This window comes from Neorhizobium sp. P1_A6, from assembly GCF_056406795.1.
Map to the genome: position 1 here is coordinate 391,305 of NZ_JBFTZM010000002.1, position 22,972 is coordinate 414,276.

Annotated in this window: 22 protein-coding genes and 1 pseudogene; 11 read left to right on the forward strand and 12 right to left on the reverse strand. The window is 61.1% G+C overall.

The genetic code is table 11. From position 1 onward, the window contains the following. Entirely contained in the window at positions 1 to 918 is a 918-nt protein-coding gene (locus AC1D3C_RS05980) for an SMP-30/gluconolactonase/LRE family protein (protein WP_477482220.1), read from the forward strand. Here AC1D3C_RS05980 and AC1D3C_RS05985 read toward each other — a convergent pair. From AC1D3C_RS05985 to AC1D3C_RS06000, 4 genes are read right to left on the reverse strand one after another with little or no spacing between them, the layout of a single operon-like run. Next, entirely contained in the window at positions 876 to 1,553 is a 678-nt protein-coding gene (locus AC1D3C_RS05985) for a CDP-alcohol phosphatidyltransferase family protein (protein WP_477482221.1), read from the reverse strand. The genes AC1D3C_RS05980 and AC1D3C_RS05985 overlap by 43 nt on opposite strands. Further along, a complete protein-coding gene (locus AC1D3C_RS05990) occupies positions 1,550 to 1,942 on the reverse strand; it encodes a hypothetical protein (protein WP_477482222.1) in 393 nt (130 codons plus the stop codon). The genes AC1D3C_RS05985 and AC1D3C_RS05990 overlap by 4 nt, the downstream gene beginning before the upstream one ends. Continuing rightward, positions 1,942 to 2,889: a phosphatidate cytidylyltransferase gene (locus tag AC1D3C_RS05995; protein WP_247033379.1), complete on the reverse strand. Its 948-nt coding sequence runs from the start codon at positions 2,887 to 2,889 to the stop codon at positions 1,942 to 1,944. The genes AC1D3C_RS05990 and AC1D3C_RS05995 overlap by 1 nt, the downstream gene beginning before the upstream one ends. After that, positions 2,886 to 3,530, reverse strand: coding sequence for a lysophospholipid acyltransferase family protein (locus AC1D3C_RS06000; RefSeq protein WP_477482371.1), 645 nt, complete (start codon positions 3,528 to 3,530; stop codon positions 2,886 to 2,888). Before AC1D3C_RS06000 ends, AC1D3C_RS05995 begins: the two co-directional genes overlap by 4 nt. A 221-nt stretch (positions 3,531 to 3,751) precedes the next feature. Between AC1D3C_RS06000 and AC1D3C_RS06005 the strand changes: the two genes are divergently transcribed. The 7 genes from AC1D3C_RS06005 (at position 3,752) to AC1D3C_RS06035 (ending at position 12,637) form a co-directional block, all read left to right on the forward strand. Then, the gene (locus AC1D3C_RS06005; protein ID WP_477482223.1) at positions 3,752 to 4,735 is read left to right on the forward strand and encodes a LysR family transcriptional regulator; all 984 of its coding nucleotides are present in this window, start codon (positions 3,752 to 3,754) and stop codon (positions 4,733 to 4,735) included. 142 nt (positions 4,736 to 4,877) lie between these two features. Beyond that, a complete protein-coding gene (locus AC1D3C_RS06010) occupies positions 4,878 to 6,392 on the forward strand; it encodes a class I adenylate-forming enzyme family protein (protein ID WP_477482224.1) in 1,515 nt (504 codons plus the stop codon). Positions 6,393 to 6,414: 22 nt separating this feature from the next. Then, positions 6,415 to 7,233: a creatininase family protein gene (locus tag AC1D3C_RS06015; RefSeq protein WP_477482225.1), complete on the forward strand. Its 819-nt coding sequence runs from the start codon at positions 6,415 to 6,417 to the stop codon at positions 7,231 to 7,233. A 7-nt stretch (positions 7,234 to 7,240) separates the two neighbouring features. Next, positions 7,241 to 8,866 (forward strand): CocE/NonD family hydrolase, encoded by a 1,626-nt coding sequence (locus AC1D3C_RS06020; protein ID WP_477482226.1) that lies wholly within the window; start codon positions 7,241 to 7,243, stop codon positions 8,864 to 8,866. Next, a complete protein-coding gene (locus AC1D3C_RS06025; protein WP_477482227.1) occupies positions 8,856 to 9,881 on the forward strand; it encodes an ABC transporter ATP-binding protein in 1,026 nt (341 codons plus the stop codon). The genes AC1D3C_RS06020 and AC1D3C_RS06025 overlap by 11 nt, the downstream gene beginning before the upstream one ends. Before the next feature lie 21 nt (positions 9,882 to 9,902). Further along, a complete protein-coding gene (locus AC1D3C_RS06030) occupies positions 9,903 to 10,952 on the forward strand; it encodes an ABC transporter substrate-binding protein (protein ID WP_040124912.1) in 1,050 nt (349 codons plus the stop codon). Further along, entirely contained in the window at positions 10,949 to 12,637 is a 1,689-nt protein-coding gene (locus AC1D3C_RS06035) for an ABC transporter permease subunit (protein ID WP_477482228.1), read from the forward strand. Before AC1D3C_RS06030 ends, AC1D3C_RS06035 begins: the two co-directional genes overlap by 4 nt. A gap of 621 nt (positions 12,638 to 13,258) precedes the next feature. Here the strand turns inward: AC1D3C_RS06035 and AC1D3C_RS06040 are convergent. The 6 genes from AC1D3C_RS06040 to AC1D3C_RS06065 all read right to left on the reverse strand — a co-directional run bounded on the left by AC1D3C_RS06040 (position 13,259) and on the right by AC1D3C_RS06065 (position 17,945). Beyond that, positions 13,259 to 13,450 carry a hypothetical protein gene (locus AC1D3C_RS06040; protein ID WP_040124909.1) on the reverse strand — a complete coding sequence of 64 codons (192 nt, stop codon included), beginning with the start codon at positions 13,448 to 13,450 and terminating at the stop codon, positions 13,259 to 13,261. Positions 13,451 to 13,566: 116 nt separating this feature from the next. Beyond that, entirely contained in the window at positions 13,567 to 14,262 is a 696-nt protein-coding gene (locus tag AC1D3C_RS06045) for a TfuA-like protein (protein WP_477482229.1), read from the reverse strand. After that, positions 14,259 to 15,410, reverse strand: coding sequence for a YcaO-like family protein (locus AC1D3C_RS06050; protein ID WP_477482230.1), 1,152 nt, complete (start codon positions 15,408 to 15,410; stop codon positions 14,259 to 14,261). The genes AC1D3C_RS06045 and AC1D3C_RS06050 overlap by 4 nt, the downstream gene beginning before the upstream one ends. Before the next feature lie 19 nt (positions 15,411 to 15,429). Continuing rightward, positions 15,430 to 15,648 carry a hypothetical protein gene (locus AC1D3C_RS06055; RefSeq protein ID WP_040124903.1) on the reverse strand — a complete coding sequence of 73 codons (219 nt, stop codon included), beginning with the start codon at positions 15,646 to 15,648 and terminating at the stop codon, positions 15,430 to 15,432. Positions 15,649 to 15,680: 32 nt separating this feature from the next. Then, positions 15,681 to 17,492: a peptide antibiotic resistance protein gene (locus tag AC1D3C_RS06060; RefSeq protein WP_477482231.1), complete on the reverse strand. Its 1,812-nt coding sequence runs from the start codon at positions 17,490 to 17,492 to the stop codon at positions 15,681 to 15,683. A 12-nt stretch (positions 17,493 to 17,504) separates the two neighbouring features. Beyond that, on the reverse strand, positions 17,505 to 17,945 hold the full coding sequence (locus AC1D3C_RS06065) for a helix-turn-helix domain-containing protein (RefSeq protein ID WP_477482232.1): 441 nt from the start codon (positions 17,943 to 17,945) through the stop codon (positions 17,505 to 17,507). A gap of 637 nt (positions 17,946 to 18,582) precedes the next feature. Between AC1D3C_RS06065 and AC1D3C_RS06070 the strand changes: the two genes are divergently transcribed. From AC1D3C_RS06070 to AC1D3C_RS06080, 3 genes and pseudogenes are all read left to right on the forward strand, one after another. Further along, a protein-coding gene (locus tag AC1D3C_RS06070; RefSeq protein ID WP_477482233.1) for an IS3 family transposase occupies positions 18,583 to 19,721 on the forward strand; the annotation gives its coding sequence in 2 pieces (ribosomal slippage) (positions 18,583 to 18,832 and positions 18,832 to 19,721; 1,140 coding nt in all). 17 nt (positions 19,722 to 19,738) lie between these two features. Continuing rightward, a pseudogene (locus AC1D3C_RS06075) lies at positions 19,739 to 20,001 on the forward strand (glutathione-dependent formaldehyde dehydrogenase); the annotation flags it as partial. 13 nt (positions 20,002 to 20,014) lie between these two features. Further along, a complete protein-coding gene (locus AC1D3C_RS06080; protein ID WP_477482234.1) occupies positions 20,015 to 20,815 on the forward strand; it encodes an SDR family NAD(P)-dependent oxidoreductase in 801 nt (266 codons plus the stop codon). Positions 20,816 to 20,821: 6 nt separating this feature from the next. Here the strand turns inward: AC1D3C_RS06080 and AC1D3C_RS06085 are convergent, their stop codons facing one another. Together AC1D3C_RS06085 and AC1D3C_RS06090 are read right to left on the reverse strand one after the other, a co-directional pair. Beyond that, positions 20,822 to 21,883, reverse strand: a complete 1,062-nt coding sequence (locus tag AC1D3C_RS06085) for a Gfo/Idh/MocA family protein (protein WP_477482235.1) — start codon at positions 21,881 to 21,883, stop codon at positions 20,822 to 20,824. After that, positions 21,876 to 22,868, reverse strand: coding sequence for an MDR/zinc-dependent alcohol dehydrogenase-like family protein (locus tag AC1D3C_RS06090; RefSeq protein WP_477482236.1), 993 nt, complete (start codon positions 22,866 to 22,868; stop codon positions 21,876 to 21,878). The genes AC1D3C_RS06085 and AC1D3C_RS06090 overlap by 8 nt, the downstream gene beginning before the upstream one ends. Positions 22,869 to 22,972: the final 104 nt, after the last annotated feature.

The following is a 22,972-nucleotide window of genomic DNA, read 5'->3' on the forward strand; positions in this document are numbered from 1 at the left end:
ATGCCGCAGAAAACCTCCATCTACGAGATCCACGACGAAGCCTTCCGGCAGCTGATCGTCGGCAGCGCGGCCCTCGAGGAGCTTTATTCCGATTGCCGCTGGGCCGAAGGTCCGGTCTGGTTTGCGGATCTGAACTGCCTGATCTGGAGCGACATAYCCAACCAGCGCATGCTGCGCTGGGCGCCGGACGGCGGCGTCTCGATCTTCCGTTCGCCGTCGAATTTCGTCAACGGCAATACGCGTGATCGGCAGGGCCGACTGGTTTCCTGCGAGCACGGCGGCCGGCGTGTCATCCGGACCGAGATCGACGGCTCGATCACGGTTCTTGCCGACCGTTATCAGGGCAAACGGCTCAACTCGCCGAACGATGTCGTCGTGCGCTCGGACGGCAGCGTCTGGTTCACCGACCCGACCTACGGCATCAAGTCCGATTATGAAGGTTACCGGGCCGAGCCGGAGCAGGATACACGTAATGTCTACCGCCTCGATCCGGTGAGCGGCGATCTCGATGCGACCGTCACGGATTTTGGCCAGCCGAACGGCCTTGCGTTCTCACCGGATGAAACGAAGCTCTACGTCGCCGACTCCGCCTCCAGCCATGATGTCAGCGCGCCGCGTCACATCCGCGTCTTCGACGTGGTCGACGGCAAGCGTCTTGCCAAGGGCAAGATCTTCTGCAGTCTCGACAATGGCCTGCCCGACGGTTTCCGCGTCGATGTCCAGGGCAACGTCTGGACGAGCGCCGGCGATGGCGTGCATTGCTTCTCCCCGAAAGGCGAACTTCTCGGCAAGATCCTAGTGCCGCAGACGGTCGCAAACGTCACGTTCGGCGGCCCGCGCAAAAACCGGCTTTTCATCACCGCCACCAAGTCGCTCTATTCGGTTTTCCTGGCGACCAGCGGCGCGGCGCTGGGCTGACCTTTGAGGCGCGCGATCAACGTCCTTGAGCGGCGGATTGCCGTGAAGGCCGCGCCGAGCGCGATTATTCCGAGACCCATCATCAGGATTTGGTTGTACCCGCCCCACAAGGATTCAAGGATGGATGCCAATCCGGCCGCGGTGATCGTTGCCATCCGGTGCTGCTTGGCCATCGGGCCTGAGAAATCACTCGGATTGCCTGTGGCGCGGCCGAGTTCCCGGACATAAGCCGTCAAGACGGCAAAAGCACCGGCGGCCCAGCCGAGACCAGGCATGCCGATCCCGTATCCAACGCCCGCAAATATCAGAAGATCGGCGACGCGATCCGGGAACTCGTTCCAGAACGGGCCGTCCGGCTCTCCTTTTCCGCCTTCGACGGCGACCATGCCGTCGAACAGATTACAAAGCAGCCGGCCCTGGCAGCATAGGACGGCCAGCAGCAGGCAGGCAATCCGCGTCCATCCGACCGTTTGTCCCGCCAGATAGAAGGCGCCGCCGGCAAGGGCTGCCGCGACCATGCTGGCTTGGGATATCTGGTTGGGAGTGATGGTTTTCGACGCCATCCACCGCGCGATCGCGCCTGCCCAGCGGGTGTTGCGGCTTGCCAGAGGCCGCCTGTCGCCTGTCTCTGTCATGTCTTGGCCCCTCGTGCGGAGATCGAATAATTGTAGATCGTGGCGTAGCTCGTCGATACCAGAAGCGGAACCGCGACGGTCTTGAGGATTTCCGGCGTGCCGCTCGCCGCGTGGATCGCGACGAGAACAGCGGCCGAGCCGAGGCAGGCAATGAGCGGCGGCGCCCAAAACCGTGTCAGGCCGTCAAAGCGCTTCGAAAGCCCGTCGATCGCCGATTTCAGGAAAAGCGTCAGGCAAGCCGACATCACGCCCTGCACCAGACCCGAATAAAGCGGCCTTGGCATTTCATAAGCGCGATTGGCGAAAACGGCCCAGCCGCCCATGGCAAGAAGCGCAAACAGTACATGCACCGTCCCGCTGCGCGCCAGCCGCTTCAGCGCGTCCGACATCACAACGACCACCAGTAGCGTACGATATGAAAGAAGATCGGTGCGGAGAAGACGACGGAATCCAGCCTGTCGATCAGACCGCCATGACCTTCGATGAGATTGCCCCAATCCTTGATGCCGCGATCCCGCTTGATCGCCGACATAACCAGGCCGCCGAAGAAACCCATCAATGTGATGACGAAGGCGAGAAGTCCCGCCTGAACCGGAGTGAACGGCGTAATCCACCAAAGGGCCGCACCGATCAGAGTGGCGCTGATGACGCCGCCGACAAAACCTTCGACTGTTTTCGACGGCGACAGTTTCGGAGCGATCTTGGTGCGCCCGAACAGCTTGCCCCAGACGTATTGCAGCACGTCACTCAACTGGACGACGATCACCAGGAAGGCGATCAGCAGCACGTTGCGGCCCTCGTAGCCCGGGATGTTCAAGGTCAGCAGCGCCGGCACATGCGAGGCGCAGAAGACGCAGATCATCAGTGCCCATTGCACCTCGGCGATGCGGATCAGAAAGCGCTCCGTATCGCCCCTGAGCACGGATATGATCGGCATCAGCAGGAACGCATAGACCGGAATGAAGATCGAGAAGATGCCGTATTGTTCCGCCCAGAGCAGATAATACTGTAGCGGCACCACGACGAAGAAGGCGGCCGCCAGTGCCCAGTGATCGGCCCGGCGGGTGTTGATGAGGGTGACAAATTCCCGAAGCGCGGCAAAGGAGCAGAACCCGAATAGGATGAGAACGCCGATGCGGCCCGCCACGAAGGCAATGCCGATCAGGACGACCATGATCCACCAGGCCTTGATCCGGGCATTGAGATTTTCGATCGACGCGTTCGAGCCGGTCGGCGAAAGGCGCTGCTGCAGCACGTAACCAATGGCCGAGGCGAGGATAAGCACCCCGAAGATACCGGCCACCAGCGTCAAGAGATCGGAACTCGCGGCACTCATTCACCACTCCCTGCAGGTTTAGGAGACAAAGCTAAAAGAGCGCTTCGCATTCGTTCAAGGAAAGCGTCCTTGGTTTCACCCGGAGCGAACTGCAGGGCACTACCGAAGGTGACGGTGCAGATCAGCGGTATCGGAACGATCTCGCCCTTCGGCATGACGCGATTGAGATTATTGATCCAGACCGGAACGAGATCTATGTCGGGCCGTGCCGTGACCAGATGAAAAATGCCGCTCTTGAACGGAAGAAGAGGGGCCTCGGACTGGTTTCGCGTGCCTTCCGGAAAGAGGATCAGCGATGAACCGGCGTCGATCGCTGAGGCCATTTGCGCGATGGGATCCTCTGTCCTCTTGTCTCGCTCCCTTTCGATGAGGACGGCATTGAAGACGTCGCTGCCGATGAAGCGGTTGAGCGGCGATTTCAGCCAGTATTCAGCGCCCGCAACCGGACGAGCCTGATGGCGGAGCCTTGGCGGCAACACCGCCCAGACCAGCACGAAGTCGCCATGGCTGGAGTGATTGGCAAAATAGACGCAGGGGCGGGAAGGCAGCCCCTCCTCGGGCCATATGGCGCGAACCGCCGTGACCGCCCGGGCAAACAGGACGATTACCGCCGCCGCGGCCTTTGCAAAAAAACTTTTCATCCATCCCCCGGCCGAAGCTTGCGATCGCGCCGCCCAAACTCTAGCACCGTCGCCGCCGGAAGAAAGGAACTTCGCAGACGTCCAGCTGAAAATCGCAGGGATGCTGCCGCGCCACATCATGGAGAGGCTCATAGGCCCTCCACCGCCGGAGCAAGACTAGTTCTTTAGGTGGCACATCGCTTGCATCGCGTCCCGCGATCCGCCTGCAAGAGGAAACGGCCGTGTACGCGAACATAAATCCTTCGATCGACGTCAGGTTGCTGCGCACCACTTATCTGCTGCTGAGGGAGCGCAATGTCTCGAAGGTCGCCGTGCTGCTCGGACACAGTCAGCCGGCCGTCAGTGCCTGCCTCAAGAAGGCGCGGGAGATATTTTCGGATCCGCTTCTCGTGCGCAGCGGCCAGAAACTGGTGCTGACCGAGCGCGGCGAAGAGGTGATGGCCTCGATCGCGGCCATGCTCGAAGGCCTTCTGGACACACTGAACCGCAGCAGCCAGTTCGATCCCGGCATGGTTCACAGCCGGATGCGGATTGCCGCGGTCAACTGCTTCGGCACCTTCCTCATTCCGCCGATCGCCACCAGCATCCGAAGCGAAGCGCCCGGCATATCGGTCGATTTTTTCGCACCCTCGGAACAGAGCGACCTGATCGAAGATCTGGGATCGGGCCGGGTGGACATGGTGATCGGCAACTGGCCGGCGCCGCAGCAGAGCCTGAAATCGAGCACACTCCTGCATTGTGACATCGCCTGCGTGGTGCAGAAATCGAACCCGTTGGCGAAGCGCGGGCGCCTTCTGCTCGATGATTATCTGGATGCCGACCATGTGTCGCCGACGCCAGGCTCCAACGCCGTCTACAGCCCGATCGACGGTCGGCTGGCGCAGCTTGGAATGCGCCGCCGCATCGCCATGTCGGTTCCGGAATATGCGCTGATCCCTGCAATCCTTGCTGAAACAGATCTGATCTTCACCACGGCGCGGCCCTATGCGGAATATATTGTCGCCAATGCCTCGGCCAATCATCTGCAGCTCGTCGAGGCGCCGAGGGAGTTCGACCAGATGAACCTCTATCTGTTGTGGCACGAGCGGGCTCACAACAGCGGCGCCAACCGGTGGCTGCGCAATGTCATCCGCACCGTCGCCCGCCGCTTCGACCAAACACTCCACCCCGCGCCATCCGCAATCCCGCTGCGGGCTGCCTCTTGAGGCCGGCAGGTATAAGCAAACGGATATACCCGCTATCGATGACCGCGGCATTCACCTCCGACGCAAACTTGCTCATGCTGAAGGCAGGATTTACATCTGCCAAAGAATTGAGCAGGCAGGTTTAGCGCCGGAGAATTTCGAAATGTTGATGCACACTCTTCTCGTGGATGGCGCCAATCGCGATCCGGACCATGCCTGTTTCCACTGGGTCGATCGCGACAAGAGCCTGACCTATGCGCAGGCCGTCGATGCGATGGAGAGGGCTGCCGGCGCGTTGCACAGTTTTGGGGTCGGGCCGGGCGATCGGGTGACGATCTTTGCCCATAACGGCATGGACTAYCTGACGGTCATGCTGGGCTGCTGGCGGCTCGGTGCGATTTCAGCTCTCGTAAACGTCAAATTCGCCGATGAACTTGCCTATTATTTCGGCGACCACCAGCCGACCGCGGTTGTTTATACCCATGACAAGCATGAACAGGTGAGTACTGCTGCCGCCGGCGTGCCGACAATCCGGGCATTGATCTGCATGGATGGGCCGCAACCGGGCGCTCATTCCCTGCCGGACCTGATGGCCGCTGCCCTGCAGGCACCTGCCGATCCGGGCAATGAAGACGCCATCGCGCATCTTTCCTACACGTCCGGGACGACCGGCAAACCGAAGGGCGCATGCCTCAAGCACGAGCCGACGGTGCGGGCGACCCGTTGCATCGCCGAGCGGCTGCAGATCACCGCGGACGACGTCTCGTTCGGCCCGAGCGCTCTGTCGAGCTCCTACCAGCTCGTCGGCAATCTCCTGCCGCAGCTGTCCCGCGGCGCGGCGATCAACGTGATGGGCCGTTGGACTCAGGAGACCGGTTTCGATGCGCTCGAAGCTCGCGGCGCCACCATGCTCATCGCCAATCCGCCGATCCTGACCGATCTCCTCAACGAGGCCACCATCCGCAGCCGAGTGCCGGCGGCACTGCGCGTGAGCATGTCCGGCGGCGGTCCGGTTCCGCCGGTTCTCAAGGCTGGCTGGCACGAGAAGCTGAAGCTGCCGCTGGTCGAAAGCTACGGCCAGTCCGAGCTCGGCGGTTTCGTGGCGCTGGGCTTTCCGAAGCTCGATGCCGCCGACATCGAGACCCGCCGCGCCGGAATGCCGCTGCCGGACAAGGAAGTGCGCATTCTCAATTCCGACGGCAGCGAACTTCCCTGCGGCTCGGTCGGCGAAATCGCACTCCGCGGCGGCTTCATGTGGGGTTACTGGGGCAAGCCCGAAAAGACCGCCGAGACGCTGCGCGACGGTTGGCTGTGGACCGGCGATATCGGCACGATGGACCGGCACGGTTTTGTCACCATGATGGGACGTCGCTCCGAGCTTATCGAGGTCGGCGGCAAGACCTGGTATCCGCGCGATGTGGAAGAGGCGCTGTCGACGGTCGCCGGCATCGAGCAGGCGGCGGTGGTCGGCGTGCCCGATGCGGCGATGAAGACCCGGCCGGTCGCTTTTGTGCAGGCCGCCGCACCTATCGATGGTGAGGCCGCGAAGGCGCAGATCGCCGCCACGCTTCCCTACGACCTCTCCGTCATGACGGTGATCTCGCTCGCAGAGCTGCCCATGACCCCCACCGGCAAGATCGCCAAGGCGGAGCTGGCGGCACGCGCCGCCGCAGCCTGACAATGAAACCGAGGATATGACCATGAAACTGAAATCGCATTGGTGGTGGGACCATACGGCGCGGGATTTCTCCGAATTCGAGATGGAGAAGTTCGTGGCGATCCTGCCGATCGCCGCCGTCGAGCAGCACGGGCCGCATCTGCCGGTTCGCGTCGATGCCGCGATCAATGCCGGCGTCGTTGCCCGCACCGTCGAACTGATGGATGACGACCTGCCAGTTCTGGTCCTGCCGATGATGCCGGTTGGCAAGTCGGTCGAGCATACCGCCTATCCGGGCACGCTCACCTTCAACTACGACACGCTTGCCAAGATGTGGTTCGAACTCGGAGAGAGCGTCAATCGCGCCGGCTGCCGCAAGATCATCTTCGTCAATTCGCATGGCGGCCAGCCGCAGGTGATGGACATCGTCTGCCGCGAGCTGCGCATCAAGCTCGACATGTTCGCCGTCAGCGCCTGGGCGAGCGCCGGCGCCGATTTCTCCGACCTGTTCAGCGCCCACGAGATGAAGCATGGCATTCACGGCGGCGAAGCGGAGACCAGCGTGATGCTGCATCTGCATCGCGAACTGATCGACATGCAGTATGCCGAGGATTTTGTTCCCGTCTCCGTCGAGTTGGAGGCGGTCGGCGGGTTGCTGATGCCGGAAGGCCGGATCGGTTACGGCTGGCAGACCCAGGACGTGCAGCCTTCCGGCGCCTGCGGCAATGCCGCTGCCGGCGATGCCGAGCGCGGCCGGCTTTATGTCGAGCGCAGCGCCACCAATCTCCTGAAGCTGATCAAGGAAGTGCTGGATTTCCCGCTCGACCGGATCACTTCCAAAACCATGTACAAGGGCCGATGACTTGACGATGTCACCCGCACCATACGGCGTTTCCGGCCCCGAAAGGGGCGAGCTTCTGCTCGATGACGGCGTCGTGCTGGTGTCCGACATCTATCGTCCGATCGGCGGGGGCACATTTCCGGTCCTCCTGATGCGGCAGCCCTACGGGAGGGCCATCGCCTCCACCCTCGTGCTGGCGCACCCCTCGTGGTATGCCTCGCGCGGCTATATCGTCGTCATCCAGGACGTGCGCGGTTGCGGCGATTCCGGTGGTGTTTTCGAGGCTTTCGTCAGCGAGATGGCCGACGGCGCGCGCACGCTGGAATGGGCGGCTAAATTGCCCGGAAGCAGCGGCAAGCTCGGTCTCTACGGCTTCAGTTATCAGGCCGTGACACAATATTTCGCCATTGCCGGCAAGGGGAGGGTGCGGCCGGATGCGATTGCGCCTGCCATGGGTTCGTGGATGCCCCGTGACGACTGGGCCTATGAGGGCAATGCCTTCCGACTCGGGCTCAATGCCGGCTGGGCAGCACAGATGGCGCGGCTGACCGCGGCGCGTCGCGAGGATGCCAGAACCTATGGGGCGATTGGCGCGGTCACGGACGATGCGGCCCTCCGCGACCTGCTCGTTTCGCGGCCCGACATATCGCACCTCGCCAAATGGGTGGCGGACGAGAAGGACTATTGGGATGCGGTGTCGCCCGGCGTGCTGCTGGCTGACGATCCACTCGATATTCCGGTTCTCCATACCGGTGGATGGGCGGACTTCCTGCTTCAGGGCACCTGGGCTGCGGATGCCGCGTTCAGGGCCAAGCATTCGGGCAGCACCCATCTGGTGATCGGCCCCTGGGCACATGCGCCCTGGAACCGTGCAGGCGGCGCTACCGACATAGGGCCGGAGGCGGAACTCTCGATCGACCGCGCGCAGCTTGCCTTCTTCGATTTCTATCTCAAGGGGCTCGGCGAGAGACCCCAGCCGGTAAGGTTGTTCGACATGGGGCGTCGGGCCTGGTGCGATTTCGCAGATCGCCCCGTCAGCTCCGAAGCCGAGTTTTTCCTCTCATCCTCAGGCCTTGGTGCGGCCATGGTCAGCGACGGTAGCCTGTCGATGGAGAGCGGCACGCAAGCCCGCGACACGTTCGTTCACGATCCCACCCGTCCGACACCGCTCGTCGGCGGTCATCTCGGCACGCCCTCGGGTTTTGTCGATCGCAGCGGCCACGACAACCGTGCCGATATTGCCGTCTATACCAGCGCGCCATTCAAGGCGGCGACGTCTTATATTGGCGAGGCCTCGGCCGAGATCGAGGTCGAGACACAGTCCGAAGGTTTCGACCTCTGCGCGACGTTATCGCTCGTAGGGTCGTCCGGGGAGGCGAGGGTGCTGAGCACCGGTTATGCCCGCTTCGCAGGCGGCGGCAGGGTTTCGGCGCGCATCAGTCTGCGCCCTATCTGCGTCACCGTTTCCGAAGGTTGCGCCTTGCGGCTTTCCCTGCAGGGCGCCGGCGCGCCGGTCTTCGAAATCCATCCGGGCGATAGACCATTCGCGTCGGTGCCGGAGATGGCGCGGCGACCGATCACCATTTCCATCTGCCATGGCGGGACGACCCGCTCCCGCCTGATCATGCCCGAGGCTCTCGACCATGTCGCATAAGCACTACCTGACGCTCGACAACATCACGGCCATCTACGGCGATTCCGTCGCCGTCAGCGGCCTCACGATCGAGGTCGCCAAGGGCGAGCTTCTGTCGCTGCTCGGGCCGTCCGGCTGCGGCAAGACGACGACGCTCCGGATGATCGCCGGTTTCGTGCAGCCATCGGAAGGGCGCGTCATCCTCAACGGCGAGGACATCAGCAAGCGCCCGGTCCACACCCGCAATATCGGCGTCGTCTTCCAGTCCTACGCGCTGTTTCCGCATCTGACGGCGCTCGACAATGTCGGTTTCGGCCTGCGCATGCGCCATGTCGGCAAAGCCGATTGCCGCGCCCGCGCCGCCGCCGCACTCGATACTGTCGGGCTCGGCGCCTATTACGATCGGTATCCCGGCCAGCTTTCCGGTGGCCAGCAGCAGCGCGTGGCGCTTGCCCGCGCGCTGGTGATCGAACCGGACGTGCTCCTCCTCGACGAGCCGCTTTCCAACCTCGATGCCCATCTTCGCGCCGACATGCGCACCGAAATCCGCACGCTGCAGCAGCGGCTTGGCATCACCACCGTCTTCGTCACCCATGACCAGCAGGAAGCGCTTGCGATGTCGGACCGCGTCGCGGTGATGAACAAGGGCCTGCTGGCCGAAATCGGCACGCCGGTTGCGCTCTGTGACCGGCCGCATTCGCCATTTACCGCCTCCTTCCTCGGTGCCCGCACGGTGATCGAGGGCAAGACCGAGAACGGCCTGTTCACCGCGCCGGGGCTGACATGCGAAGGGGCGCCTGCCGGTGCCACCCGTCTCGTGCTGCGCGCATCTCGCCTGAGACTGTCCGGTGAGACAGGCCCGCTGCATGTCTCAGGCACGCTCGTCAATGCAGCCTTCCTCGGCGACACCTACGAAGCCGATATCCAATCCGCATGCGGCACGATCCGCCTGATCGTGCCTTCGGATATGCCGCCTCCGCCCCTTGGGACGCCGTGCAGCATCCAGACCCAGCCGGGTGGCGCCACATTCATCTGACCGAAAAAGGGGAACCAAGACATGAACGTCTCGCGTCGTACATTCAACAAGCTGATTGCCGGTGCCGGCCTTGCCGCACCGTTCCACATCATCCGTCCCGCCTCCGCGCAGGAGCCGAAAAAAGGCGACGAACTGGTCGTCGGCATCTGGGGCGGCGCGCAGGAAAAGATCGTCAAGGAATATGTCGAGAAGCCGCTGGTCGAGAAATACGGCTGCAAGATCAGCTACGTTCTCGGCGGCACCGGTGACCGTCGCGCCCGCGCCTATGCGGAACGCGGCCGTCCGAGCTTCGACGTTCTCTACCTGAACATCTTCGAAAGCCGTCAGGCGGTGAAGGACGGCGTGACCCAGGCGCCGACGCCTGCCGTCAAGAACTTCGAAGCGCTCTATCCGAGCGCTCGCAAGGGCGGTTACGGAGTTGCCTTCAACCCCTGCACGATCGTCTACGACAAGACCAAGGCGTCGAAGCCGATCACGTCCTGGAAAGACATGTGGAACCCGGAATGGAAGGGCCGCATCGCCTGGCCGGATGGTCTGGGTGCCGAAGGCATTTCCGCGCTGATGATGGCCGCCCGGGTCTGGGGCGGCGACGAGAAGAACGCCGACATCGCCTTCGAAAAGGTCAAGGAACTGAAGCCGTTCGCGGCGATCCAGGGCAGCCAGGCGCAGCTTTTCGAAATGTTCGACCAGAAGCTCGCCGATCTTTCCGTCGAGTTCGGCAGCTTCACCCAGTCCTATGTCGAAACGCGCAATCCCAATATTGCGATCGCCACCCCGGTCGAGGGACAGGCGCTTTCGATGAACGTCGCCTGCATCACCGAAGGCACCAAGAACCAGAAGCTCGCCGAAGAGTGGATCAACCTGCATCTCTCCGAGCCCTGCATGCTCGCCTACGCACGCCAGATCTACTACTCGCCGACCGTCAGCAACATCACCGTACCGGATGACATCAAGTCGAAGCTCGTGCTCGGCGATGCCAATGTCGCCAAACTCGTCGATTTCGATTGGGACGTGATCAATGCCAGCCGCGCTAAATGGCAGGCGAAATACGATCGGGAGATCGCCGGATGAACCGTTGGATCGGGCCAGCGCTTGCAGCGCCGGTCACCCTTTGGCTGCTTTTATCCTTCGCGGCGCCAATGTTCGTGGTACTCGTGCTCTCCCTGCACGAGTATCCCGATCCTTTCGGCCCGCTGTTCATAACGCCGTCGATCGCGCAGTTCCGGGATATCGTCTCGGACGGCTTCTATTTCGGCGTCGTCTCCGAAACCATCCTGCTCGGCCTCGGCGTCACCGTCATCACCGCGCTTCTCGGTTATCCGCTCGCCCACTGGCTGGCGCGGATGCCGGTGAAATACCGCGCAGCCGCGTTTGCGGTCATCCTCATTCCGCTGCTCACCAATGTCGTGGTGCGCTCGCTCGGCATCATCCTGCTGCTGGCACCCGAAGGGCTGATCAATTCCGTCACCGGCCTCATCGGCATTCCTCCGGCCCGGTTCATGCTGTTCACCCATGGTGCGGTCGCGGTTGCACTGGCGCAGGTCTTCCTGCCGTTCATGGTGCTGGCGCTCTACGACAACCTGCAGAATACCTCGCCGCGGGTGCATGAAGCGGCCCAGAGCCTTGGCGCATCTCCGGCGGTCCGGTTCCTCACCGTCGATCTGCCGCTTTCGCTACCGGGACTGCGTTCCGGCACTGTCATCGTTTTCCTGATGGCGACCACGGCCTATGTGTCCGCCTCGCTGCTCGGCGGCAAGAAGGTCTGGACCACCGGCATGCTGGTGCTGCAGGAGGCGATCAAGAACCTCAATGCGCCGCTTGCTGCCGCACTTGCGATCATCATGACCGTCACCGGTCTCGCCTTTGCGGCGCTCTGCGCCTACGCGCTCAACCGGCTGATGCCGTGGCTGAAGGGCAAGCCCAGCAATCCGTGGAGCATTCCGCGCTGGCTGGTGCCGATCATCGACATCCTCGGGCCGATCGTGTCGAAGCTGCTGCTCGCCACCTCGCTGCTGCTCCTGCTGCTTCCGCTGGTGCTCGTCTGCGTCCAGAGTTTCAACGACGTGCCGCAGGCGACCGCTTCCGGCTTCCGCGGCTTCACGCTGAAATGGTACGAGGCGGTGTTCTTTGCCGGAACCTATGCGGATGCCTTCTGGGTGTCGGTGCGGCTTGCCGTCACCTCCATGCTGGTGGCGCTGGCGCTTTCGCTGCCTGCAGCATTCGCGCTCGCCCGCTATCCCTTCAAGGGCCGGTCCGCGCTGCTGACCTTCTGGCTTTTACCGATGTCGCTGCCGCATGTGGCGATCGGCGTCGGTATGCTGCGGTTGCTGCAGATCTACCTGATCATCCCGCCTTTCCTCGGTCTCGTGGCGATCCACGTGATCGTCATCCTGCCGTTTGCGATCACGCTTCTGACCACCTCGGTCATGGGGCTCGATCGGGCGCAGGAAGAGGCGGCGGCGAGCCTTGGGGCAAGCCCGGTGCGACGCTTCTTCCTGATCATCATGCCGGGACTGGCGCCAGGGCTGTTCGCGGCCGGCATCGTCGGCTTCCTGCTGAGCTTCGGCGAGGTGACTGTGACGAGCTTCCTCACCACCGCCCGGCTGACGACTCTGCCGGTCAGGATCTACGCGGAATCAACCTTCAGCCTCGAGCCGACCGCGCATGCAATCTCAGCGGTGTTGATCCTGTTTACCGTGATCGCGCTGACCGTACTGGGCAAGGTCGTGCGTCTCGACCGCCTCTATGCCAGATAGACAAGGTGGAACAACGGGTGGAGATCCGGGATCAAGCTGGATATCCAGGAGGTTCGGACCAACCGACGCTCTATGTCAGTAGATAGACAAGGATCGCCGCCCCCAATATCCAAAGCGCGCTCAGAAGAGCTAGAGAAACAGCAACCGTTCTGCGGTCAAGTTGAACCCACGGCCGTGGACCGCGCAGGCTCATGGCCGACGTGTTATTGCGGGCGGTTGGAACTCCGAAGACCGATATACTTTCTTCAGCAGAAGCAGTTTTTGACAGTCTCGCTTTCATGCCAGTCTTATCCGATTTGTCCAAAATCCATTTAATTTTGAAGGCATTCTGCCGGAGTTGATTGCCGGCGCGGCGATAAGATGATGCACCTGCAAAAGTTGTCCCGGTAACTCGCCGGTTGCGGTGGAAATTTGCCGAAGATACGCTACATTTCCTGATTGAACTGGACGACAGCGACAGCTGTATGGAGGTTCCACTGCCGCAGGGCCGCCCCCAGCGGTTACCCCCACTGCGGCGAGGGCTCGACGTGCTTCCATACCGCCCGTCGAGCCCTTCGTGCCGCCCCCACTGCACCGTTCAGCGACATCAACCGTCGCTCACTATCCGATCGCGGTTCCCGCCTATTGATAGGTTTGACTTGGTGTTTTGCGTGAGTGCTTGGCCGCCGTAACATCCAGATCACCAGTAAGCTCCTTGGTGATCGCTTCAAGCGTCACGGAAAGTCCAGCCTCGACCTCGATCGATTTGAGACCCTTTGCGATCTCTCTCGCGTAGATCACCAACCTCGCCAGAGCGACGAGTTCTGCTTCCATATCAATTTGCAAATCCGAGCATGCCATGCACCAACCCCCAACCTGTGCGGGCAATCTAAAACTCTTTGAGGGCGTCGGGCGTGACATCGGCGTGACACAACGCATGGCTGATGACGCTAGTCGTCGCGCCAGAGAGATGTTCGGTTAAATTCAAAGTGGGTGGGGGGAGAATAGGCGTCGGCGTGACGCAGGGCATCGATCAGGGCCATGGCGTCCGCTCTTTTTTGGTCCACATAGTTGTGGCGAAGAATTCGCAGCAATTCGTTGGCGCGCCCACTCGCAATCTCCAAGCAGTTTGCCACGACCGCGTTCCAGCTACGGGCCTTGAAGAACAAAGATCGCGCGCTTTCCGTGAGATGCCGCGCTTCCCGGGCGGAGATCAGACCGCGCGTGCAACAGCCGGCGATCGTTGCGTCGACGTTGACCATCGGAATGGTGATAGCGACATATCCAAGCTCTTTCGGTCCATGCAGAAGAGCGACATCCGCATCGTCGATACGGGTTTCGCTCGCATAGGCCGCAAAGATTTCCCCAATGCCGATCATGCCGAAGGCGTGACACTCTGCCGCTCGCAAGGCACCCATGCTCGCCGCTCCAAAGACCGCCACGCCTTTCGAGAGACCGTAGAGAATTTCCTTGTGCCAGACGGGGGCGACATATTCGAAGGCGCCGTCGATCAATCCGATGGCCCGCGCGCCCTGGTCGACTGCCAGCCGCACGTCTCCCTGCATCGCCGGCGGCCTCACACTCATATCGTCGGAGACGAAACGTCCTGCCTCCGGCAGGCTTGGACCGACAAAAAGTACTTTCATGAGGTAAACGATGCTGCCATCGCCCTGCCGCCAAATCTGTGCCGTCGCTCTCCCTCGGGGCTTTCCAGTCCGGGCACCAATATCTTGACGACCGCAAAAGGTGATGTCGGCTCGCTCAATCGGACGGCGATTGCCTGCGTGATACCCGACCGCTTCAAGTTCCCCAGGATTCCTGCGAGGTCGCCTGGACCGGGCAAAGGCGCGCCGCATGAAGGATCCGCAGAAAACAACTTTAGCAACCGCTCGGGCAGCGGTCGCCGATAGGTCTCATGGAATACGTCATCGCGTGCGCCGCTAATATAAGTGACCCGGGACTGCGCGGCTTCCGTCAGCGCGCGTATGGCAGCGCGTTCGGGGGATGGATGAGCACCGCAGCCGAACGTCACGTCGACATATCGCGGCGCGCGGGACGCGAGCGCGGCATTCGCCGCAAGGAAGGCGCCGATACACGGTACGCCGATATCGCTTGTCATGTCGAACATACGCAGCAGGATGCCCGCATCCTCGATCTTCACGATGAGGGACCTAACGTCCTCATCGCTGAATGCGTCGGGTTCCAGACACCTGGAGTGCTGACTGGATTGAGGAAGAACCTGCCACAAGACATGAGCGTCGCGTTCGACGCGCTCGAGAAGACCGTGGAAAATTGCCTCGTCATATGTGTTGCCCGATGCAAGACCATCCGAAGATTGCCAGTATCGGCAGTTCGACAGGGTCCGATCGAGTGAAACGGCTTCGGCCGGAACATAGACGCGGTCAAAACTGAAGAGGTCTTCTCCCGCCGCAAATGCCATAATGTCGGTTGCTCGGGGAGGGGACTGGTTCCGGCCAAGAAGCGGCACAAGCAAATCGACACGCTCGTCGGCATCCGAAAGAGCTGACGCGGAGACATTCCTGATCGACAGGAACGGGTCGCAAGCGACCGCCCGCTCTATGGCCTCCATGACCGCGGATGTTCTCGCATCGGCATCGGTAAGTCCTTTGCCTTGAGCAACCACGATCGATTTGGCGTTTGGAGCATAGGCGCACCAGACCGGAATGCTGATATGATCGAGTCCGGTCTGGCGGCCGATACGGGTTATTCCAAGCGTCTTCAGAAAAGGACGCACCCGCTCATAGGTCTCCTCGGGTAAGCAGATGCGGTCCATCGCTTACGCCGTCGACAGCTTAGCCATCGAAGACACCAGAGAAAGCCTGTTCGGAGGAGGAGACTGCAACCGCCAGGTTGACGTCTTTGACAATTGTTCCCCCTGCATTTCTAAGATCGTTTGCCGCAGCCAGCGGTCCGGAAACTGGCGGCTGCATCGGCAGGACCGTTCCTGCGTCGATGTCCGCCAGATAAAGCTGATCGTCTCCGGGCAGCCCGATTATCACAACTCTTGCCATATTTACCCCTCAGGTTGTTGGCACGAAAAAATCTAAAAACCGGCTTTCATCAGGCCCTCGCGGTAGAGTTCCTTCTGCCATTGTTCTTTCACCGGAAGCACGGAGAGCCATTTGTCGAGATCGAATTGCGGGTTGAGCTCCTGAGCCCTGCGGCGATGGACGCGTGCCTTCGCGGTATCGCCAGCCATTGCATAACTCGCCGCTAGCAATCTCCGGGCCGACGAGGAGTCCCCCATCTGGTCTATGTAGCTGATAGCCTGTCGGAACTCACCCAGGAAATAGCTGGCGCCAGCCGCAATCCAAAAATAATCGTCGGGACATATCGGATTTAGGCGGATAGCCTTGCTGATCTTCACCAATCCATCGGCAGGTTTCGATGCATGAACCAAAGCGTCGGCATATCCGCATATTGCGTCGGCAAGGTGCGGGCTCAATCCCTCGGCTCGATCGAATGCCTCCAGGCTTGCATCGACGTCACCGCGGTAAAGCCTCGATAGCCCAAGCTCCCGGTGAGCCGATGCCAGTTCCGGCTCCAGGGCCACAGCTTTTCTTGCCGTTTCTTCCGCCTGAACCAGCAGCTCGGTTTCTCCCCGCGCCGTCAAGACCCATTCCCATGAGTAGGTACGGGACAAACCCGCCAACGCCGGCGCGAAATCCCCGCGCATTCTCAGCGTTTCTCGAAAGGCGTTTCTGGCCCGGCGCACGTCAGGGAGCGTGAACTTGTTGAGATGCTGGGCGCTTGTGAGATAGGATCTATAGACGTCCGGATGAGCACGGTAATCAGCAAGCGCTATTTCAGTGCGCTGGAGGTGGCCGCTAATAGCCATCACGATCATCTGTGCCACTTGTCTGCGGTGTGAAGCAAGTGAGCTGGCGTTGAGGCGGAAACGCTCCGCCCACAAAACGCTGTCCGAGGGAAGGAAGATCATCTGTACGAAGAGGCCTTCGCTACTGATGTTCGTGTCGAGGACGTAGGAGATGGAATGTCTCTCCAGCTGAGCCATCTTGTCCGCATCCTGCCGGATGCGGACTGCCGTATACGGAGCAACGACCGCCACCGTCCTCAAGGAACAGAGACTTATCGTGATGTCTTCCATCAGTGCGCGAGCTGGATAAGCGGCGTTCTGCTCTGCTTCCTGGGGAGGAAGCAATACCAGCCGGGGGAGTTCCATGGGCATCGGGGGGACGATTGCAGCCCTCACGGGCAACGTGAACTCGGTTCGACCGATCGATGATCTTGAGGATCCGATTTGGTCTTCATGACGATGCGCCCCAAGCAGCACCTCGCGCACGGCGGAATCGCCCGGATCGCGTTCGAGGAGTTGTTTTGCGCTATCCTTGACATCGGTCCATTCCGACCGACTTGCTGCGGCGGCTTGTGCCTCGAAGAGCCCTGCGCGAAAACGTTGCCACTGGACCGACCGTTGTTTCTCGACCCATGGTTTCAGGCCGACGGGTAAATTGGCTTCGTCCATAAACTGCCGCGTCATCAATTTCGACATTGCGTTCAATCGCGGCAGCGCTTCAAGATCGCTGGAGAAGACGGAGAAATCCGCCTCAACGGGCTCGGCGGATCGCTGTACGGTCGAAGCCGTGAAATCGAGTGGAGCGGGCCAGCCGTCCATGGCGCATTTGCGCACGCGCTCGGTCATCTTTCGAAAGTTGATTTTGGCTGCGTCTTGATCGCCTGCCCAAAGCAGCCGCGCCAGATAATCTCGCGGCAGCTCAAATTCACCGCTGGCCAACATATAGGCGAGGCCGAACAGTGTCTTCTGTGGCAGTGGTACTGTCCCTCGTTCCTCGTCAGCAAGCCAAAGGCCCCCGAATGTCACAAGCCGGAGCATCGGAATGATCCGTTAACGCGTTGCGCCCGGATCCGCGTGATCGCGTTCCAGACCTGACGGGGCCCCCAAGGATTTGACCAGTTGAACGATGTTTTGGCGCAGCTTCGCATTTGCTACCCTCTGGAATGCCAGATTGAGTTCCACCCCCTCACGGGTTGCCAGAAAGGAGGTCACCGCATCTTCCTCGTGCACGACAATCTTGCTATCGGTCGCCGATGACGGGGTTGGCGCATCGGCAAAGAAATAGCCGACAGGCGCGTTCAGTATAGTTGCAATCATCTGAAGACGACTGGCGCCAACCCGATTGGTCCCCTTTTCGTATTTCTGCACTTGCTGGAAGGTAATCCCAAGCCCGTCGGCCAGTTTCTCCTGGGACATCTTCAGCATGGCCCGTCTCAATCGGATCCTTGATCCAACATGTACATCAATCGGGTTCGGCTTCTTCTGATCCATCACTGTACCCTCCGTCACGGCTACACAGTGGTATAAACCGAGACTTCGTGCAACTAGGACCTGTCGGCAAAGGTGTGCCCGGTGGAGAATCTACGCAAGGAGCATCATGCCAGGTCGCAGGAAGTTGGTAAGGACCTCTCTGACGAGGCTTCATCCGTCGGTTCAGTTTCCCTCTCCATGGCGGACCCACTGGCTGGACCGATCTCGGGACCGGAAGTTCCCTCACGTCCGGCTTTAAAGGGTTCTGCTAATTTACGGCTGCCCGGAAGCACTCGCCTAACCTCACCCACTTGCTGTCGCCGCACACTGCACCGCGTGGGCGGGAGAGGGGCTGCGCCCCTCTCAGGGTAGTTGGTGGCTTTAGCCCATTCGGTTTCCTCCTTTCGGTTTAGAGTTAGAGGGCTGTGCTTGGCGCACTGACGGATTGAGAGGGTTGGAGAGAGGCTCCGGCCGGTCCGTCATGGAGAAACCGACATGGCACAGGCCATCGAAAAATCACCCTCAGTGCAGCCCGCGATATTCCCTTCAACAACTGGTGTTGAGCCAGCAGAACGTCCGTAGGATAAAGTCCGGTTGGCCTGCTGCCGGTTTCATGGACATCGAGTTAAGGTGTTCCTCCTGAAACCGGAGAGCATGAATGCAAAGACGAATATTCAGCCGCGAGTATAAGCTTGAAGCGGTGAAGTTGGTCAGGGAACGTGGGGTCACTGTTGCCCAGGCGGCCCGTGACCTTGATGTGCACGAGAATGTGTTGCGCAAATGGGTTCGGGAATATGGCGACGATCCCAGCCAGTCCTTTCCCGGAAAAGGCCAGATGAAGCCGGAGCAGCTTGAGATCGAGCGGCTCCGTCGTGAAGTTGCCAAGCTGAAGGCGGAGCGCGATATCCTAAAAAAGGCCGCAGCCTACTTTGCCAGGGACGCGATATGAAGTTCGCGTTCATTGCAAGGCACCGTTCGATCTGGCCGGTGGCATGGCTCTGCGAAGCGCTGGGGGTTTCTCGTTCAGGTTTCCATGCCTGGCTCAATCGTTCTCCCAGCGAACACGCCTGCTATGATGAGGTTCTGCTGGAGAAGATCACGCAGAGCTTCAAATCCAGCGACCGCACTTATGGTGCCCGACGGGTCTGGCACGACGTGTTGGAAGAAGGGTTGTCCTGTGGCCTCCATCGTATTGAGCGCTTGAATGCGCTCAGGGCCAGGCCCAGACGGCGTGGCTTGCCAAAGGATGCCGGTGACCGTGCCGTCATCATGCCGAATGTGCTGGACCGTCAGTTCATGGCAGAGCGACCGAACCGGAAATGGGTGGCCGACTTCACCTATATCTGGACCGCAGAAGGCTGGTTGTATGTCGCTGCCGTCATTGACCTATTCTCACGCCGTGTCGTCGGCTGGTCAATGAATGCCAACATGACGGCCCAACTCGTCACAGATGCGCTGATTATGGCGATCTGGCGTCGAGGAAAACCAGATGCGCTCCTGCATCATTCCGATCAGGCAAGCCAATACACGAGCGAGCAGCTCCAGCGCCTCATGGGCTACCACGGCATCACCTGCTCCATGAGCCGCTCTGGAAATGTCTGGGACAACGCCGCAATGGAGAGCTTCTTCTCATCGTTGAAAACGGAGAGAACAGCACGGAAGGTGTATCGCAAGAGGAACGACGCCAGAGCGGATGTGTTCGACTACATCGAGCGCTTCTACAATCCGAAGCGCCGACACTCGACACTGGGCTATCTCAGCCCCAACGACTTTGAAACCAAGGTGGGATTAGCTTAACCTCGTGTCCATGAAACCGGCAGCAGGCCACCGTGTCGATCGTCGGCATCTATGGCAGTTTTCTCGACAAGATACCCATGGGATCCGCTGCCCTACCTTCAAGATAGCACAGACGCCGGTGCAGCATTACCTGCCGATCCTCATGGAGCGCATTCAGAACGGAGAAATCGATCCGTCCTTCGTCATTACCCATCGCGCCGCGCTGGAAGAGGGGCCGGAGCTCTACAAGACCTTCCGCGACAAGAAGGACGGCTGCATCAAAGTCGTCATGAAACCCTGAAAAGGAGAGAAACATGAATCCTGTGGAAACAGGCAGGGGCCTTGCCGTCGTCACCGGCGCATCGACCGGCATCGGTTACGAACTGGCGAAATGCGCGGCACAGGATGGTTACGATCTCGTCGTTGCCGCCGATGAGCCGCAGATCCAGGACGCGGCCGTGAAGCTCAGGGAGTTCGGCGGCAAGGTCGAGGCGATGCAGGCGGATCTCGCCACGCCGGATGGCGTGCGGCATTTCGTGGCGGGTATTACCGCGCTCGGACGGCCGGTCGACCTGCTGATGGCCAATGCGGGCAACGGCCTGGGCAACGGTTTTCCCGACGAAGACATTCGCGAAGCACAGCGCGTCGTCGATACCAATATCAGCGGCACGATCGCGCTGGTTCATGACATCGGCAACCGCATGCGAGCGCGCGGCCAGGGCCGCATTCTCTTCACCGGTTCGATCGCCGGCTTCGTGCCGGGAACCTTCCAGGCTGTCTATAACGGCACCAAAGCCTTCATCAATTCCTTCTCCTTCGCGTTACGTGAGGAACTGAAGGATACCGGCATCACGGTAACCTGCCTGATGCCCGGTGCGACGGACACCGAGTTCTTGGAACGCGCCGACCTCCTGGACACCCAGGTCGGTCAGTCCAGGAAGGACGATCCGGCTGTCGTGGCAAAGATCGGTTACGATGCGATGATGGATGGCGAAGGCGACGTTGTTTCGGGCTGGAAGAACAAGCTGATGTCGACGGCGGCCAATATCACGCCGGCCGGCATGCTCGCCAGGCAGCACCGCAAGACGGCCGAACCCGGTTCTGCCAAGAACTGATCAAGATCATTCGAGGCGGGCCGATTGGCCTCCGGTCTCACGCGAAGAGCGGTAGATCCGGTCGATCACCCTGCCCACATCGGCGATCCTCTCGCATGCGGGATCGTACCTTTCTCCCGCGGCCAACCGCCGAGCCCAGTCGGCCGCCGCGCGTCCGCCCCAGTCGTCCGGAGGCTCGATCAGGGTTTCGCGCCATGTGCCGTAAAAGCGTTCGAGGGTGAAATCGTAGAACGACCCATCGACATTGCGCATCGATATCCCCCCGTTCGTGCCGTAGAAACTTGCCTCGATGATAGCCTCGCGGCCGGCCTGCAATCGCCATGAGCAGGCAAGGCGGACCGCCATTCCATCGCCAAACGTCAGGTTCGCGACGGCGTAGTCCTCGACCTGATGATTATCGGCGATGATTGGCCGGCCGCCGGCCATCAGGTGACCGGAGACGGATGTCACAGCCGAGAAATCCAGGGACCACAGCGCCATGTCGATCAGATGGACACCGAGATCCATCAGGCAGCCACCGCCCGACTTGGCCTTGTCGTAGAACCACGGCTTGTCGGGTCCATAGGCATTGTGGAACACGAGGTCGGCTGCAAATATCTTTCCCAGTTCTTCTGCCCGGATGATCTCGCGGATACGGGACATGCCCGCGGTATGCCGGTAGGAAAAATCGACCTCCAGCAGCCTATCGGACACCTTTGCCGCCTCCACGACTGCTGCCACTTCTTCTGCCGAGCGGCCGAGCGGTTTCTGGCAGAAGACCGAGACGCCCGCCCGCAGCGCGGCGATCGACTGTTCCGCATGCTGGGCGCTGGGGGTCGCGACAACGACGCCATCCAGACCGTGAGCGAGGAGCCCGTCGAGATCGTCTGCCATTGCGGCACCGGGCGCGATCTTTTTCGCCTCCGCCGCCATGTCCACGGAAGGGTCGGCGATCGCTACGGCCTCGGCAATTCCGGTATCAAGGATCGCCTGCATGCGGTGCCGGCCGATCCAGCCCACGCCGAGGAACCCGAGCCTCACCGGCTTGGAGGAAACGGAAAGTGTTTTTTCGGAAGTCATTTCATTCATCGTAGAGCACCAATGCCTTGAGAAAGTTTCCCGGACGATCGCGGGTATCGTTGAGCGCCTGGTCGAGCTGGTTCAGGCGATAGGTGTGCGTGTAAAGCGGCGAGGGATCGAGCTGGCCGGTCGCGACCGCTTCGACCGCCTCGCGAATGCCCTCCATGTACCTGGCGGGATCGCGCTCATGGGCATTGACGACATCCAGCCCGCGCCAGTTCCAAAGCTGCATGTTGACCTGACGCGGACCGTCCTGATGATAGCCGGCGATGATCAGCTTACCTCGCTCCATTGTCAGTTCGGCGGCGAGGTCGAGCGGCCATTGCTTGCCGACGGCCTCGATGACGTGGTCGCAGAAACGACCGTCGGTAAGCCTGCGGACTTCCTCGATGATGCGCCAATGGTCGTCCATGACGATGGTCTCGGCCGTGCCCATCCGCCGGGCGACCTCCAGAGAGAACGGCCGCCGCGAAATGGCGATCACCCGCGCGCCGGCACTAGAGGCGAGCCGGGTCAGCAGAGCGCCCAGGAAGCCGATGCCGATGATCGCCACCGTCTGGCCGGGCTCTATTCCGCTGCGGCGGAGGATGTTCATGGCGCAGCCAAGCGGCTCGCCGGGGAAGGGTTTGCCCTCCAGCGCTGGCGGCAGAGGAACAACCATATTCTCGTCGGCCACGTCATGCGTGGCATAGGCGTGATAGGAGAGGGCGGCCACGCGGTCCCCGATCCTGACACTGCGGACGCCAGGCCCTATCGCATCGACATCCCCCCAGCCTTCGTGCCCCAGGCCGCCCGGTTCGGTGGGAAACGTCATCCAGTCGGGGCCGGCCCACGGGCCGAGGTTGGACGCGCATACGCCGCATCCTTCCAGCCTAATCCTGACCTGATGAGGGCCGGGCTCGGATAAAGGCCGCGCCTCCACCGCAATCCTGCCCGGGCCGGTCATGATGGCGGCCTTCATCTCCTTCAGCCGCGGCATCGTCGTGCTATCCATGCCAAATTCTCCTCTTCGGAACGCGTGACACGGCGGGTGGAACTGGAAACCCGCAGCAGAGTTCCGGAAGAAGTTGAAGAAGATGAAGTCATAGAAGATGAAGC

What these genes read in the sequence shown, in the direction of transcription:
- AC1D3C_RS05985 (WP_477482221.1), bottom strand. Translation starts at nt 1,553, where the DNA reads ATGACAGAGACAGGCGACAGGCGGCCTCTGGCAAGCCGCAACACCCGC.
- AC1D3C_RS05990 (WP_477482222.1), bottom strand. Translation starts at nt 1,942, where the DNA reads ATGTCGGACGCGCTGAAGCGGCTGGCGCGCAGCGGGACGGTGCATGTA.
- AC1D3C_RS05995 (WP_247033379.1), bottom strand. Translation starts at nt 2,889, where the DNA reads ATGAGTGCCGCGAGTTCCGATCTCTTGACGCTGGTGGCCGGTATCTTC.
- AC1D3C_RS06000 (WP_477482371.1), bottom strand. Translation starts at nt 3,530, where the DNA reads ATGAAAAGTTTTTTTGCAAAGGCCGCGGCGGCGGTAATCGTCCTGTTT.
- AC1D3C_RS06015 (WP_477482225.1), top strand. Translation starts at nt 6,415, where the DNA reads ATGAAACTGAAATCGCATTGGTGGTGGGACCATACGGCGCGGGATTTC.
- AC1D3C_RS06020 (WP_477482226.1), top strand. Translation starts at nt 7,241, where the DNA reads ATGTCACCCGCACCATACGGCGTTTCCGGCCCCGAAAGGGGCGAGCTT.
- AC1D3C_RS06025 (WP_477482227.1), top strand. Translation starts at nt 8,856, where the DNA reads ATGTCGCATAAGCACTACCTGACGCTCGACAACATCACGGCCATCTAC.
- AC1D3C_RS06030 (WP_040124912.1), top strand. Translation starts at nt 9,903, where the DNA reads ATGAACGTCTCGCGTCGTACATTCAACAAGCTGATTGCCGGTGCCGGC.
- AC1D3C_RS06035 (WP_477482228.1), top strand. Translation starts at nt 10,949, where the DNA reads ATGAACCGTTGGATCGGGCCAGCGCTTGCAGCGCCGGTCACCCTTTGG.
- AC1D3C_RS06040 (WP_040124909.1), bottom strand. Translation starts at nt 13,450, where the DNA reads ATGGAAGCAGAACTCGTCGCTCTGGCGAGGTTGGTGATCTACGCGAGA.
- AC1D3C_RS06045 (WP_477482229.1), bottom strand. Translation starts at nt 14,262, where the DNA reads ATGAAAGTACTTTTTGTCGGTCCAAGCCTGCCGGAGGCAGGACGTTTC.
- AC1D3C_RS06050 (WP_477482230.1), bottom strand. Translation starts at nt 15,410, where the DNA reads ATGGACCGCATCTGCTTACCCGAGGAGACCTATGAGCGGGTGCGTCCT.
- AC1D3C_RS06055 (WP_040124903.1), bottom strand. Translation starts at nt 15,648, where the DNA reads ATGGCAAGAGTTGTGATAATCGGGCTGCCCGGAGACGATCAGCTTTAT.
- AC1D3C_RS06060 (WP_477482231.1), bottom strand. Translation starts at nt 17,492, where the DNA reads ATGCTCCGGCTTGTGACATTCGGGGGCCTTTGGCTTGCTGACGAGGAA.
- AC1D3C_RS06065 (WP_477482232.1), bottom strand. Translation starts at nt 17,945, where the DNA reads ATGGATCAGAAGAAGCCGAACCCGATTGATGTACATGTTGGATCAAGG.
- AC1D3C_RS06080 (WP_477482234.1), top strand. Translation starts at nt 20,015, where the DNA reads ATGAATCCTGTGGAAACAGGCAGGGGCCTTGCCGTCGTCACCGGCGCA.
- AC1D3C_RS06085 (WP_477482235.1), bottom strand. Translation starts at nt 21,883, where the DNA reads ATGAATGAAATGACTTCCGAAAAAACACTTTCCGTTTCCTCCAAGCCG.
- AC1D3C_RS06090 (WP_477482236.1), bottom strand. Translation starts at nt 22,868, where the DNA reads ATGGATAGCACGACGATGCCGCGGCTGAAGGAGATGAAGGCCGCCATC.